At 46.3% G+C, this 15,667-nt stretch carries 8 protein-coding genes and 1 pseudogene; 3 read left to right on the top strand and 6 right to left on the bottom strand.

The features are described 5' to 3' along the window. The first annotated feature begins 453 nt into the window (after positions 1–453). The 3 genes and pseudogenes from ACP9M6_RS13670 to ACP9M6_RS13660 all read left to right on the top strand — a co-directional run bounded on the left by ACP9M6_RS13670 (position 454) and on the right by ACP9M6_RS13660 (position 4,709). Positions 454–1,086: pseudogene (locus ACP9M6_RS13670) on the top strand (DUF3363 domain-containing protein). Between the two features lie 120 nt (positions 1,087–1,206). Further along, positions 1,207–3,246 carry an ATP-binding protein gene (locus ACP9M6_RS13665; RefSeq protein ID WP_427451990.1) on the top strand — a complete coding sequence of 680 codons (2,040 nt, stop codon included), beginning with the start codon at positions 1,207–1,209 and terminating at the stop codon, positions 3,244–3,246. 8 nt (positions 3,247–3,254) lie between these two features. Next, complete coding sequence (locus ACP9M6_RS13660) at positions 3,255–4,709, top strand: sigma-54-dependent transcriptional regulator (protein WP_427451988.1); 1,455 nt, start codon at positions 3,255–3,257, stop codon at positions 4,707–4,709. Here the strand turns inward: ACP9M6_RS13660 and ACP9M6_RS13655 are convergent. The 6 genes from ACP9M6_RS13655 to ACP9M6_RS13630 form a co-directional block, all read right to left on the bottom strand. Further along, complete coding sequence (locus ACP9M6_RS13655) at positions 4,706–6,805, bottom strand: hypothetical protein (RefSeq protein ID WP_427451986.1); 2,100 nt, start codon at positions 6,803–6,805, stop codon at positions 4,706–4,708. The genes ACP9M6_RS13660 and ACP9M6_RS13655 overlap by 4 nt on opposite strands. Positions 6,806–6,825: 20 nt before the next feature. Then, positions 6,826–8,295, bottom strand: coding sequence for an MBOAT family O-acyltransferase (locus ACP9M6_RS13650; protein ID WP_427451985.1), 1,470 nt, complete (start codon positions 8,293–8,295; stop codon positions 6,826–6,828). 15 nt (positions 8,296–8,310) lie between these two features. Further along, positions 8,311–9,795, bottom strand: a complete 1,485-nt coding sequence (locus ACP9M6_RS13645; protein WP_427451983.1) for a TolC family protein — start codon at positions 9,793–9,795, stop codon at positions 8,311–8,313. Between the two features lie 177 nt (positions 9,796–9,972). After that, the gene (locus ACP9M6_RS13640; RefSeq protein ID WP_427451982.1) at positions 9,973–13,056 is read right to left on the bottom strand and encodes a hypothetical protein; all 3,084 of its coding nucleotides are present in this window, start codon (positions 13,054–13,056) and stop codon (positions 9,973–9,975) included. Between the two features lie 46 nt (positions 13,057–13,102). Continuing rightward, positions 13,103–14,392 carry a hypothetical protein gene (locus ACP9M6_RS13635; protein ID WP_427451980.1) on the bottom strand — a complete coding sequence of 430 codons (1,290 nt, stop codon included), beginning with the start codon at positions 14,390–14,392 and terminating at the stop codon, positions 13,103–13,105. Then, positions 14,393–15,565 (bottom strand): glycosyltransferase, encoded by a 1,173-nt coding sequence (locus tag ACP9M6_RS13630; protein ID WP_427451979.1) that lies wholly within the window; start codon positions 15,563–15,565, stop codon positions 14,393–14,395. Positions 15,566–15,667: the final 102 nt, after the last annotated feature.

Raw genomic sequence — 15,667 nt, 5'->3', positions numbered from 1 at the left:
AACTTACGCGATTTGCCTCACTTGTTGCCCTGCAAAGGGCTGCGCGGAGATGCAGGATGAAAGCGATTAAGAGGCCCGACCAATACTTACGACTACGCGGCGATATTTGGCACTATTTCAGGCGTGTTGAGCTGGAAGCTATGCGTGCAGCACCGAATGGCTTTCCAGACTATCGAGATCGTAGCTATTTATTGAGCGCGTCACTTACCAAAGCGTTCAAAGCGAGAGAGCTATTTCCAACAAAGGAGCACCGTGTTTACAGCTTTAGGCACAGCTTTGAGAACAGAATGTTGGAGGCAGGATTAGACTCAGGGTTGCGTTGCACCTTGATGGGTCATCGCAACCCACGCCCTGAATGTGGGGATGGAGGTTCACTTACTTACCGCCGAGATGAACTGTTAAAATCGCCCACCCTGTCAGCGACGGGCTATTGCTGGCATCGTCTACGTCACAATGAAAGGCGAAGACGGTGATGCCATTCAATGTCGCGTGCCAGATGACTTCGAAGAGCGGGCTATCGCACTCGACTTGAAAAAGGGGCGCGCGTCAGGCGTGAAGCTACTCTCGCGCCAAGACTTGGATACACAACTTGAGAGTCCCGGTGCGACTTGGCTTGACCGCGCACAGGTGAATTGGGGCAGAGGCGGCATTGCTGGCATAAGCACAAGGTCGAGTGCATTTGCTAAAGAGCTAGACACGGCGTTTCAGCATCGCCGCACATGGTTCGTTTAGAGGGGCTATGCAGAACTACGCCAAGACAAACAGAAGATCTCTATCATCTATAAACGTGGTTATTTGAAAGCGCTAGTGATGGAGGGATTTAATGCTACCGCCGAAAAGCTGGAAGGTATGACAAGCAAGGCCCACGTCGCGGCGCAGTCAGGAAGGTTGATTGAAGGCACAGTCTCGCAGAAATACGAAATCACTCACGGCCCTCATGCGATGATTGAGACTCAGCGGGCCTTTTATCTCGTCCCGTGGGAGAGACATCACGCACAGAAGTGGGGCGAGTGTGTAAAAGGCCGCGTGCTGAGCGGCGGGGGTATTGATTGGGATGCGGGACGGACAAGGGGAATTGGGCGATAGACCAAGAATAATAAATTTGGAGAGTTGGAGTGCGCTACTTTTAGGAAATGGTCGCGTCGATATGCTCTAACTGAACTTTAATTAAACTGTGTCAGTATCCGTTCAAAGGAATGGACACTTATGAATGGTTTTTTATTAGTTTTGTCGGCGGCGCTACCATCTTTCTTATTGGGTTACGCTTTGCGACGATTCACATTGAAGTGGCAAACAAAAGCGAATGCAGCCAAACTCCAAGCCGATATCCAAGCGGAGCAAATGACCGCGACTGTTTCGGCTTCACTCGACGGAATTATCATTATTAATTCGGAAGGGCGCATTGTGGAATTTAGTGAATCCGCAGAGCGCATATTTGGTTATAAGAAAAAGGAAATTTTAGGCCAAAACATGGCAACTTTCATAGTGCCTGAGCGATATCGAGATGCTCATAATGCTGGTATGGAGAGAATGAGGGAAACCGGCAAAGCCAACATCCTAGGTCAGCGTATTGAAATCGAGGCCGTTCGGTCGAACGGAGAGGAGTTCATGTCAGAACTCGCTATTTCCAGAAGTCGGAGCTCTTCAGGTGATATTTTTATCGCCTATATTCGGGATATTTCAGAAGCAAAGGCTGCCGAGAAAGCACTGGTTGATGCAAAGGAGGCCGCTGAGCTTGCTAACCGGGCGAAGACACAATTTATCTCCGCTATGAGCCACGAAATCAGAACGCCTTTTAATGCCGTTCTGGGTATACTGGATATTTTAGGAGATTCACCACTGACACAAGATCAAAAACATCTCATCCAAACCGCGGAAAGAACGTCAAAATCTCTGTTGCGGATCATCAATGATGTGTTGGATTACGCCAGAATCTCGTCTGGTTCAGTGAAAGTCCGAGACGAGCCGTTTTTTGCAGCGGATGTATTTGATGATGTGTATCGCTTGTTTGCAATGCAAGCGAAAGAGAGGGGCGTTGATCTAATAATCAAGTCTGAGGACTCCTCCAAAATACATCTGGTAGGTGATGTCGGTCGGATTCGTCAGATTCTCATGAATTTTGTTAGTAACGCTATTAAATATACAGACACTGGTAAGGTCGAATTGATCGTCGATGCAACCCAGACCGATCAAAGAAAATGGATCTTGATGTGTCGGGTCAAAGACACAGGTGTCGGCATTAAGGCTGACAAATTAGGGCGCTTGTTCGAAGAGTTTTACATGATCGATGATGTGGATACCCGTTCGTCAGAAGGCACTGGATTAGGACTGACCATCTGTAAAGTTCTCGTAAAAATGATGAACGGCGAAATAGGCGTAGAGAGTGAATTTGGACAGGGCTCGGATTTCTGGATTAGAATTCCGTTGGCGGAGGCTTCAGCTACGCTTGTCTCGGATGTCGAAGACGTCACCTTTGAAGATATATCTGGGAAAGAAATTTTACTGGCTGAGGACAATGCCACAAACCGCATGGTTGTAACGCGCATTCTCAAAAAGCATGGTGCTAAAATTGTTGAGGCAGTTAACGGTGTAGAGGCTCTATCCATTCTTGATGTCCAAGCGTTTGATTTACTTTTAACTGATATTTTCATGCCTGAAATGGGCGGAAAAGAACTCGTTCGACTACTGCGAAAAAGGGACTCTATAAACGCCAAAATCCCTGTGATTGCCCTGACGGCAATGGGCGATATGCATGAGGCGGAAGATCTGAAATCCTATGGCGTTGATCAAGTCGTGCTCAAACCATTTAATACGAGAGACTTGATAAATGCCGTGGCCGAACAGTGTAAGAGCCATCAGGAAAGACAGTCTTTCGAAAGATCTGATGACCCTGAAGTCCCTGCCATGAAAATAACCGGTGGATTATTGGACGGGCTGGATCCCGAAGATCTGGTTGAAATTAGAGGCCAATTCGAAATAGATCTAACAGATGTTACAGCTTCATTGCGTAGGGCCATCGCGTCCCAAGATCAGCAAGCCGCAAAGTTTGCTAGTCACACTTTGAAGGGCCTTGCTGGGTTATACGGACTCGCTGAACTTTCAGAATTTGCCGCATTAACAAATTCTCATTGCTTTCCTCATACACTCGACGAGATGGTGGAGCATGGATCGAGAGCTATAGAATTAGCCGAGATATCCTTGCTCAATTTAGACGACCTCTTTGGATATAATGAAGAGGCGGCATAGGTGATGAGATGGCTGGAGCAAATACAACACCAGAGGTGTTGATCGTAGAAGATACATTAGCCATGGCGTTAATGTATCAACAGCATTTGAAAAAAGCAGGTATTAAGTCTCAGATTTGCCAATCTGGTTCGCTTGCACTGATCGAGCTACGTAAAGGGAAAGTTGATACGGTTCTTCTCGACCTTCAACTTCCCGATATGAATGGCCTGGATATCATCCAAGAAATGGATGGGACAAATCATAATATTACGTTTATCGTGATCACCGCAAATGGGTCTATTAATACGGCAGTCGATGCGATGCGTGCCGGCGCATATGATTTTTTGATTAAACCATTTCCAACTGAGAAACTCCTCACGACGGTTAAAAATGCCCTTGAACGTGAGAAGGTGAAAACAACAGTCCAGGTTTTGAAAAAGAGTTTGAAAACAAACCAGGTTCCCGGGTTTGTTGGCGAGTCCGAGCCAATGCTGGAAGTTTATAAAATGATTGAGAACGTTGCGAACTCCAACGCTGCGGTTTTTATCACAGGTGAATCTGGTACGGGTAAAGAGGTCACGGCGCAGGCAATTCATAAAGTAAGTCACCGCCGTGATGCGCCTTTCATTGCGTTAAACTGCGCGGCGTTACCAGAAAATCTAATCGAGTCAGAAATTTTTGGTCACGTTAAAGGTGCTTTCACAGGCGCACATGAAGCGAGAAAAGGAGCTGCGAGCCAAGCCAATGGCGGCACGCTGTTTCTTGATGAAATTTGTGAGATGGATATTAATCTCCAAGCCAAGCTTTTGAGGTTTTTACAGACGGGCCAAGTCAAACGAGTCGGAAGTGATTGGTCTGAAGATGTTGATGTCCGTATCGTTTGTGCGACGAATAGAAACCCTATGACAGAGGTCGCTGAGAAACGTTTCCGTGAAGATTTGTTTTATCGCCTCGATGTTCTCTCAATCGAATTACCGCCATTATCCCATCGTGGAAGGGACGTAATTTTACTCGCTGAGAATTTTTTAAAAACTTATGCAGCGGAAGAGGGCAAGCAATTAAAAGCGATCTCACCTAAAGCCCAAGAATTAATGTTGGATTACCATTGGCCCGGGAACATTCGGGAACTTCAAAATGCCGTTCGAAAAGCTGCAGTCGTCTATGACGGCATTGAGTTGGAACCTCATATGCTTTCGTTGAAAACGGCTGAGTTAAGTGCTCCGAAAGAAAAATATAAGCTCATTGGAGTTGCAGGTGAGACCACCGGCTATACACCTCAGCAGTCTCTCAAAACTACGGTGACTGTTGATATCTTGCAGCCAATGACAAGGATTGAACAGACAATCATTGAGGCTGTGATTGCGTCCTGCAATGGAAGCATTCCAAAGGCATCACAGATTCTGCAACTAAGCCCCTCAACAATATACAGGAAGAGGGAAGCTTGGATCAAAGAGGGCTTAGAGCAACAATCTAAAGCGAGTTAAGCCGCGACTAACTCTACCGACTTCAGAAAATACGTGAGTGTACGGTCATCCGTAGAAAGGCCTAAGTCCTTCGGGCTTCGTACCTTTGGCACTGATAACTTTAGGGCCACATCTATCTTTCCTGCGGTCTTTGAACTGGTGAATCCAATAGTGATAGTCCCTTCATCTGCGACCTCGGCTAAGGCCGCTACTTTTCCATCAACAATTGCAGTTATTGCGCTAGGCTTATCTGAGAAAAAAACTCCAGATAATTCAAGGAGATAGTTATTTGGTGACCCTGTCGTTAATGTTTCTGGCAGTGTTAGGCTTAAACTTGCTTCTTCATTTCGCATCCAACGGCCTTCTGCCTCTTGTGCCCACCAACCGTTGCCATGAGTTAATTTAGGTTGATGAACGGGAACAGCCGGAATCGAGAGTGAGCAGGTCTTAGGAATTGAAGAGACGTTGAAGACTGCGCTGTTGGAAGACATGGCTCTTTCCATTGTCTCGAGAGCCTGAACAAGAGGTGTTTCTTCAACGTTTGATTGCTCTATTATTTGAGGGTCTGCAGCCTGCATTAATTCCATAGTTTGCAAGTGGAGTGTCATCGAACGCGCATCTTGGCTTTCTCCAATATCCCTTGGGCTCTTTGGGTCACCTGCCTCTGGCAGATCAATAAAGATGGAGAGGGCTTCGCCTTGGGGCAAGCCGGTCACAGGAACCGAAAGGGGAGCACCCTCCCCGAACAATCCAGAACTCACCAGATTTCCATTTACGGAAATGTTTGCTCGTTCTGGACGTCCGGATTTCGTCATGCCTTGAATTTTCAAGACGGCATTTGGGGGTAAGTCGTTTGAAAGTGTTATACGGAACATGGCGCGATTATCTCGCATCCAACGGCCATAGGCTTCGAATGCCCACCAACCCGCTGTAAAATCGATTTGATCGCGGTATTCCGGATTGTCAAAAGACACAGTTCTTCCAAATTCAAGCGGGGTTTGATTTAACTCACTGGCTTCTGCGAGCTCTAGTTCAAGCAAACGATGGCGTGCAAAATTAGTTATATTCAGTGGTTCGCCTGTGGTGCCATATCCTTGCATCCTCAGAAATCCAATCATCTGCTGGGTATGGATGTCTGTGGCTGTCGTGATGATATGATACGGGGTGTCATCCCGATAGGCTTCATCATAAAGACTTTGGCTAGGGGTGCCGAGAAATTCAAAACCCGCCCCATTGACTGCCGCTTCAATCTCCGCACGAAAGCCTTCAAAATATGCGGGAGCTGTGAGACAGCCTTCCCCAGCTAAAACAGGCCATGCGAAATGTATATTTACTCCGCGCGCCTTCAGCTTTTTGAGCCGCTCAAGAGCTGGTTTTATGTTTTTGCCCAACTTCAATTTCTCTCTGATTTGGGTCTTTCCGAGAACGTAATCGTCACAGCTTTGTTCCGTGACACCGGGGCCTGGACCTGAAGATGTTGATCGGGATTGATGCCCTGTTGGTTGTGTTAAAGCAGAGACAAATAGCTCTTGGGCTGGGGATTCATTTGATTGCTTCTCAGTTCCTTGCTGATCTCTAATTTTTGATATGACCGTCGCTGGCGGAAGGCTAAGGGCGCGTTGTACGCGCTTATTTAGAGGCATAGAATGATAGTAGTTCCGATTACTGTCAAAAAGAGTATTGACGTAATTATCAGTGAGTTTTTCGCGATGGTAGAATATCCATTCCAGGGGGAGTACAACAACATCACCTGCTCGTGTAAAGGTTTCTAATCGCGTTATTTTGTCTTCCAGAGCATACCCGCCGTTATCCGCGATATTGATCGCCGTTCGTTCGAGAGCTGCGCCGACTGCATCTGTGTCAATCGCGTGGTGTGAATTTGATCCAGATTCAAAAATAATTCGAGGCCCAGGGATCTCTTTTAAAAGAAACCATTTATAGGTGGCTGGAATGGCGGAACGCTCAATCAAACGGTCGACCGTAAAAGCGTAAGCTCCCAGACAGAGCAATGAAGTCCCGACCATGCCAGCAAGAAATGTGCAAACACGCTTCGCCAGAGTTCTAGTTGCGAGAGTTTCATTGGCGATGGATGGGGTGTTGTTGATAGGATGGGTCATGATGTGGTCCAAAACTCGTGCTAGAAGTTGAAGTATAGAAATGGGGACTGGGTCAGGCTTAGAGATGCAAGGAAGGCTGCAGATGCTGCTAATCCTGACGTAATGCCTAAGGCACCAATGAGCGCCGAAGACCGTTTCACTAAATCTTTCTCAAACAACTTTGATATTTCTTTAGTGTTCGGCAAGATAAATGCGGATATGGCCGCAAGCGTACCCCACAAGATTGTCTGCAGAGTTGCAGGCATATGGACCGCTCCCTCTGCGACTATTCCGAACATGCTCAGCGTCATCGAAATTGCGCCAGACGTCGTTGTTGCACGGAAGAAGACCCAAGCGACAACGGCGGCTAAGAATGTGATTGCCCAAGAGCTGATCCGAATGGCTTTCGCGGTTTCAACAATTTCAAGAACTCCGAAAAATTTAGCGATGGCACGAACGAATTGGTTCGCGATAAGATAGAAACCGTGCAGCGCACCCCAAATAAGGAAATTCCAATGTGCACCGTGCCATAGACCACCAAGCACCATTGTCGCGAAATTGTTGATATACTGGCGAACCTTGCCGTGGCGATTTCCGCCAAGCGGGATGTAAAGGTAGTCTCGCAGCCAACGGCTAAGTGTCATGTGCCAACGGCGCCAGAACTCTGACATGTTCTCGGATTTATATGGTGAATTGAAATTCCAAGGCAGACGAATTGCGAATAGCAGTCCAAGGCCGATTGCCATGTCTGAATAGCCCGAAAAGTCGAAATAGATTTGGAATGTGTAGGCGAGGGCACCACCCCATGCGGTTATGCTGGTGACGGCTGCGCCGCTATCGACAGAGGTGAAAACTTCATTCGCATATGGAGCGATAGAGTCTGCAATCGCAAGTTTCTTGAACAGGCCTAGTGCGAATAGACAAATGCCTTCGCAGAACATAATCGCACGAGCACTTGGGGTAATAATTTTCCGAAATTGCGGCATCATCTCTGCATGATGGACAATTGGTCCGGCAATTAACTGCGGAAAAAATGTCACGAATAACGCGTATTCAAGCGGGGTGTGCGAAGCTGGATCCATTTTCCCCGCATGACTGTCACAGAGGTATGAAATCTGCTGGAAGGTGAAAAACGAGATTGCCAAAGGCAAGAGTAACTTCGGATCAGGTAAGCCCAAATCGAATAGCGCATTAAAGTTGACTGTCAGGAACCCAAGGTACTTATACACGCCTAGAAGCAATAGATTTGCTACGATTCCGATGACCAAGATCTGTTTGGACTTTGGTGTGCCGGGCTGCGCTAAGATTTGCTTCGCAAGCAGGTAGTTGACACCCATCGATCCAACTAAAAGAATCAAATATTCTGATTTAAACCAGCTGTAGAAAACAAGGCTGGCCCCGATTAAAAGGATTTGGCTATGCCAACGGGTTCTGGAAAATAATGTCGCGAAGAAGCCCAGAAGGACCAAAGGCAAGAACTTTGTCAGGAATACGGGATCAGTGAAGAGCATTGTTTTTCCAATGACCTAGAGTGCAGCCGGCGAGGGAGCGCTGGCCTGAATTTGCGTTGGTGCTTGGCAGGTCGGAACAATGCCGATGCTCTGTTCCAGACGCGCTTTTGCTGTATGCAATTCAGCGCGCGCCATTTGTTCGCGAATGAAGGATAATTCCCGCATAAGCTCTTCTTTGATCAAATATGTTTCCGGCTTTGCGCCAGATTTTACATCTGTATTTAGGTCATTCGTTATTTCACCTTGGATAGATAAGGCCTTCCATGCGAGTGTAAGGTCGTAATCCAATTTGTGCATTTGCTCACGGGCAATCATGACCTGCGCCATGACTGCGCTTGCGAGAATCTCAGTTTGTCTTTGTTGTTCGGCGAGTGCGAGTTTGCCATTACGTTTCGTCTCACCAATTTGGCCCAAACGTAAAAGATCCCAGCTCAAGTTTAGACCTGCGGACGCAAAATCTTGGTTCAGCACGAAGCTATTCGTATTGTGGTTTGCCCCAAGAAAAAAGCGCATCGCAGGCAAGTGTCGCCAAAGGTCTTCCTCATTCTTCAATTCGGTTAAATCAGTCTGATATAGAGCTTGGCGAATTTCTGGACGATTTTGGTAAGCTGTCGAAATAAGTTCCAAAGGGTTATGTTTGCCGAGTTCCCCTAAATTCGAAGGTAGGCGCGTTGCTTCTAAATCGAATTCTGTTCCAGCGGGAACATTCATAAGACGTGCAAGTTCAGGCTTTGCTGAAAGTAAAGAACGGTATAGCGATTGATACCAACGGTTGATGTCGATCAATTCCCGCTGGAACATCAGCTCTTGGAGCTTTGTTTCAGGGTTTTGATCTGCACGTTGCTGCGACAGATCGAGGGCGTAAGCAACCCGGCCTTTTAACCATGCGGATTTCTTTTCTGCCTGTTCAAATGCGACCGCACGCCAATAGGCGTTTTCGACATCGACCATCATTTTATTACAAAGATATTGGTTTTGCTCACTTTGCGAATAAGCATTGATTGCGCGGCGATTAGCTTTGAAACCACTCAAGCCGATTTCTAGGAGGTCCCAGCTTGTCGTTAGGCTTGAACTCGCAGCGGCTTGATCTTGCGCCGTGTAAAAATCTTTGGGCATAGTGCCAGAAGTATCATCGACCTTCTTACCAACAGACGCACTCGTATTATTTCTCCATGTCCCATAACTGCTTGCATAAGCTTGTGGAAGGAAGTCTTTGCCACGCATTCCCGCTTTTCTAACGGTTTCCATCAATTGCGATTGAGCACGCGCAAATTCAGAATTATGTGCAAGAGTACGAGCTCGAACGTCATTGATGTTAAGGGGAACGTCAGCCTCTAGCGGGACAGCCTGAGGCCTTAATGTGCTATCAGTATAGCCAGACACATTTGTGGAATCATACTTGACGGCTGTTGAAGCGCATCCTCCTAGCGCTACAGCACTAAAAAGGCCAAACCCCATAAGAGATGTTTTTAGTTTCGACTTTGTTTGCTCAATTGTCATTTGACGACTCCGTTTTACAGGAGATTTATTGCAATCGAGAGACCACTTTAGCTTTCTGCAAAAACAGTGTGTTAGATAGTTAATAGAGTGAAAATTAAGCCAAAATTTTGCAATATGCATTTTGCGTTTTGCAATATGCAAAAACAGTCTTTTTGAATGTCAGAATGCAAAGTTAATTTAGTCGAGTGGTCGATACAGCATTGCGTCATAGTCAATCATGACGCGCGTACCGCTTGGCTTAAGTTGGTTACCTATTGGCCAGATAGAACTCGAATTTATGGCGACCTTCTGTCCGTTTATCTGCATGCGATATGGTGACGAAACATGTGTGCCCGATGTTTCTGATAGAGGGATTTGAATGCTTCTTACTTCGCCTGGTATTAGGTTATTCTGGAGGTAATATGGCTCTACCCATTTGAGACGACCATCAGCGTCCACATAAGATAGTTTAAGCTGGAGTGTGCTTACAATTTCTGTGCCTGTGTTGGACACGGTAACGGTAAGGGCGTGGCCGTCTTGCGTTTTCGAAACGTCAATGTCTGAGAATGTGACTGACTTATAATATACGGGAGAACACACCGTTGTGGAGATCGAGAGGTCGACGTCAGAAGGAAGGCTGCTAAATTCTGGCAAGCTGAATTCATCTGGATTGTAAGCCGCGTTAAACGGTTGATCTTGAATTTTTAAGTATCCTTCAAAATCAATTCGAAAAGCGGAGCTTTCTCCGGGCAGAAGTCGATGCGGACCAATACGACCTGCATGTTGTTTAAATTTTGTTTCCGATGTGGGGTCGACTGTTTGGGCTAAAACTTTTGTACAGGCTGGAAACTCCGAGAGGTTCTTAATTCGGCCAATCACGAATAATCTGCCGTTTTCTTCGACAAGTTCTGCTGCCATTAGCTCGATTTGAGGACGTGCTAGCCTTTGAACGGGGGCTTTTGGATTTACGTTTTTTTGACCTGTTAGATCACGAAACTGTGGTGCATTCACTCTGGTTAAAAGACTTGGAGTATAATTCTTTTCGGAGGGCTCATATTTGATTTGCCAAACTTCATTAGCGTTTTTCAGCAAAGTCATTTCGGCAATGACTGGACGTATTCCGATAGATGTTAGGTATGTAAGTTTTGATCTGACTCTAACCTGTCCTTCCCTTAAATTTTCTACATTTATAGTGGTGACAGATGTGAGTTTTCCAAAGGACGGGACAAGGCCGCCTGTGAGTTTCTGGATTTTCAAAAATTGTCCGTAATCGAGCTCCGGATCAGCGACAAGCAATGAGAAGGCCTGCTCAGTCTCACGGAAGTCCAAATGCTGGTAGAAACGCTCTACAACCGTTTCAGGTATTAAAGGCTTGCGTTGATTTTGTATGGTTTTGCTAATGATTATCACCGCTATAAAGGCAGCAATTATAGGCAGGGCTCTTACCGCCCAGGTTATGGCATTAGGCGGCATCCATGCCGCTGGACTTGATGGGACTTGAGTGAGGATGTCGACGGTCAAATTTGGTCCAGGTTCAGGAACCTTGATCGTCATATACGGCGAAGGCGCATTTTGTAGAAAAGGGGTTGATATAGATGATATCAGCTGTTGCCGTAAAGCAAGCCCAATTAAGGTCAGTAATCCTAAAATTAAGGATCCGATTGGCAAAGTTCCCCACATAAGCTTTTGGTACTCGGGCAATTCCCTTCGGGGCCGTATGGCAGGCAAAGGGGTGATGTCCGGTTTTTCCCAAACGCGTATTCCGTTATTCAGACGTGTGACTTGGTTCCATCCTGTATAGTGTAGAACCGGATCATAGAACTCGTCATTTGAGAACACATATTTCAGATGAAACTTTTCAGCATTCGTGAGAAACTGATTGAGTGAGGCGAGGCCCGGGACCCCCATATATTTTGAATTTTCTAGTCGCTCTACGGAGTAGTTCATCAGACTTGGAAGTCGTCTTGCCGAATGATAATTCCCGTCAACGGATTCGGCGTTGATCAGAGCGCTGTGATAGGCGAATTGATCCCCAAATCCGAGTGTCAGGTAACGCCAATCTGAATGACGGTCTTCATCCATAAATGTGACAATTGGGGCAGGATCAATGAAGTCGGGCTGGGTGGGTCGGAAAGTGGGAAGAAGGGCTGTTCCAACGGCGAGACTCACATAACTTACCAGCATTAGGACTAGGGCGGCCCGGCTTAAGAAAGAGCCAAAAGCACGATCTATCAATATTTTTCCTCGCCCTTCCCACAGGCTTTGCACCGCCAGACCTGCGAAAGGTAATATCAAAATTGAGGCCCAGAAGGTGAACCTATCCAATGTCAGAATTTCAAATGCAGGGCCCAGCAGAATGCGCGGAAAAGGCGTGGTTCCGCCCGTTCCCAAAAACAATGCTATCAAAACGGAAAGTCCTAAGGGCCACAGCGGGGTACTAATTGACTTTAATACAACATAGGGAACGACTGCGATCAGCATGCCCCAAGGAATGACAAAGAACATCAAGCCTAAATTCGGCTTCGCGATAAAATTTTCGCGGCTACCGTGCGGAATACTGACTTGAGAGATCGGGTCGGTAATGGACCAATGCCAATATGGAAAAACGATTGTGACGATTAGAAACAACATTCCCAATCCCATTACGATGCCACGTATCAAAGCAGGCGAGGCCCACTTCAAATAGGCTAATTTTCCATGGGGTTTAGAAGGCCCGCGTCGTTTCAAATTAGCTAAGAGGGCTGCGATGCCAATCGGCGCCACGAAGAAGACAGTTCCAAATAACGGCGTGACATGGTGAACTGAGGTTGTCGCCGCTGTTAGAAAAAGGCCGAAAACAAAATCTCTCTTTCGGCCATGTTCAATCCAGCTTGATATGTGGGGAATTGCGTTCAGGAAAAGCGCGATTGAAAGCAGTGTAGGTAACTGCCCGAAAATATGAAGCGTTTCCGAAATGCTGGTTGAGAATGCGCATAGCATTGCTGCATATGACGCTGCCTTATCATTCACCCATAAACGGCTGAATCTGAACACTCCAATAATAAGAATGCCGATAGCCATAAGTTGCAGTACTATAAATGCGATACGCATATCGATGAAGCGCATCAACACGCCTAAGGCTTGATGGCTGCCCGGTGGATAGGCTGTAACTGTAAAACCAGTATACCACCGTGTTTCCCAAGGATCGAACCAAGATGTTAGATAATGGTTGCCAAAAAACATATGGATATAAGAGTCATATGTTTGCCCATAGGTGAAAGGTAAAAGCGCCCCATGAAACATGAGCGCTAGTAAGATCGCAAGATATGTCCACGATCTCGCCGTCATTTTACCGGGCTAACTTGTCTTTTTTCAAAGGCATTAGAATGGTTCCTATCAGGACTGCAGCGCATGCAATTTGAATGAGCAACTTCAGGCTGAAGTAGGTCTCTAACCCGATGTCAGGAAAGAAGTGATTAACTGCTGAGAGAGAGATTAGTTGTACGCCGCTAAAGCATAGAATAATCAAAGCAGCGAAACCTCGACCTTGCGCGATTTTGTAGATTGCGCACAAGTGGCTACCGATGAAGACTGCGCCCGTGAGAGCGCTTATCCAAACGATTGAAGACAGCGCAAGATACTCATCCCCAAGCATGACGCTAACAATTAGATTAGCGTTAGGCAGAATAATCAACATTGCCGCGACAGTAATTATGGCTATTACGCCCAAAAGTAGTAACAATTCCTGTGGAGACTTTTGATCGGCTTGTCGTTTCGCGACGAGAGGCTGAAGGATCATAGAAGAAGAAAGGAAAGCGAAAAAGAAAACGCGCTGAATGAGAAGTAATCCCGCGACGAGGCCCGCAGTCTCAGGCGAAAAACTAGCCTTCGCGATAACAATATCGCTATCTAGAACTAACACCTGAGCGATCTGCAAAATTAAGTATGGTAAGGCGACGACGCCAAGCGCCTTTGTCTGCGGGTCAAGTCTCGATAGTTTGCGTGAACTAAGAAGTTGTAAATCTTCTTTGCGCGTTGAAAAAATAAACCCAGCTATGATGGAAAGCCCAACAGCTGCGGCAATGCCTGCTAATCCAAATCCAAGTTTCCAAAGGATCAGGCTGCCAAAAAGTCGAATTATCCACTCGGCTTGGATCGAAAGAATGATCTTTGGAAGATCAATCAATCCCTGAGTGAGTCCTCTGTAAATCACCATTGGAAGAAAAAAGGGTATTGCGAGTGCCAAGACACAAAGGGCCAAAGGGGACGAAAAGTTCAATACGCCAGAAATGTAATTCGCCAACGCGATAATGATAAACATTGCTGGCAATGAGAATTTGAGGCTTCGCCAAGATAGCGCATGTGCCCGTCGATAGCTTTGTTGAACTTGATTTTCTTTTGCCGTCAACTCTGCAAACGCGAATTGTAGTGCACCTAGGAATGACAAGATTCCCAGCTTTAGCGTTAGAAGAAGTGTGAGATCAGCAAAGGCTGCCGGTCCCATCATCCGAGCAAAAACCATGTTGAAAATTAGATTGGCAGCATTCGCGATATTCGCTGAAACAAACAATGCGGCAGCGGGGCCGACCAACGCATTTGAACGCACCATTTGCAAAGGAAGCTTGATAGATTTTGACATCTATGCCTCCGACAATGAAAAACGGGTGTTGTCAGCTAAGTGGCTAGGGAGGCGATTTAGAATAGTGCAGTTAAAAAGAGCGGTGATTGACGAGCGCCGCGCTACAGACAAAATTTCATTATCATCAGGAAGGTGGATTGAAACTTCTTTGCCACGAGCCAAAAGATTTTCGCAAACCTCTGTAAGCGTTGTAAACACAGATGGACCTAGAGTTTTAACGTTCGAAAAGTCTAATGTGATGAGCTGCTTTTCATCCGAAATGATCGCTTCCATTGATCGAATACTCTGTGTGCTCAATACCTCGCCTGAGCGAAGGTGTTGGGTAAGGGCTGGGGAGGTTGGGTTCCGTCTGTTTTGAAAACGCGCTCTGATTTTCCACTGACTGAAAATCAGAGACGTCATTTTTAGCCCACCTTTAATGACATCCGAAAATTTAATGTTTGACCCTGGAACTTCAGTCCATTCAAGAACCGGGTATTCGAAGAAGTTTTTTCGTTCACGCCGATTTGGGTTAGAAATTCTCAGGAATAATTCGACATCAAAAAGCCAACCTGCCGTGAAAGGTGCGTCTAAGCAGTTGATTAGATGTTCGTTGTTGCGAAATAACTTCGCGCCGCATTGCGTGTCCTTCAAAGCCAAGCCTGTCGCCATTCTACCCATCGATGCGCAAACCAAAGATATCATTTTACGATGAAGGTCTCTGTAAACACGGCGACCAAGACCGCCAGCACGCGATCCAAAAACGACATCAATGTTGTCTAAGCGGTCTGCAACTGAGATGAAGTCGTTGATTGCATTTAGCGGTGTTGCAAGATCGGCGTCTAAGAACGCGATATATTTATCGCCGCGTTCGGCTGCAAATTTAAGCCCGTGACGAACAGCTTCTGCTTTTCCTGCATTTCGCGCCATTGTTAAGACGTCGACTTGTTTAGGTAACGCTGCCATCGCTCCGCAGAGCAGGCTAATTGTAAGATCTTTTGAACCGTCATCTACAAATATGAACGAAATTTTGGGGTTCTTCCGGGCGAAGTTTAGGAAGACCTCCAGATGTAATCTGTTGGCCTCATTGTAACAGGGTATAATAATCGAGGTTCGATCATGCTTCCAAATAGACCGCTTTAGTAACGCGTCTTTTGATAAGGTTTCAGCCTGTGAAGTTTCGTGTTTCGTCATTTTAATCTCCAATATTTCGGAGATAGCTACGCAAATGCTGGGCCGCTATTTTCCCTGCGGTTTCGGCTAATTTCTTTGCAAATTAGAAAACACATTCGCATT

Origin of the sequence: Litorimonas sp. WD9-15, assembly GCF_050271975.1 — a bacterium.
Lineage (GTDB): Bacteria > Pseudomonadota > Alphaproteobacteria > Caulobacterales > Maricaulaceae > Litorimonas.
This window is presented reverse-complemented; position numbering and strand designations above follow the sequence as displayed.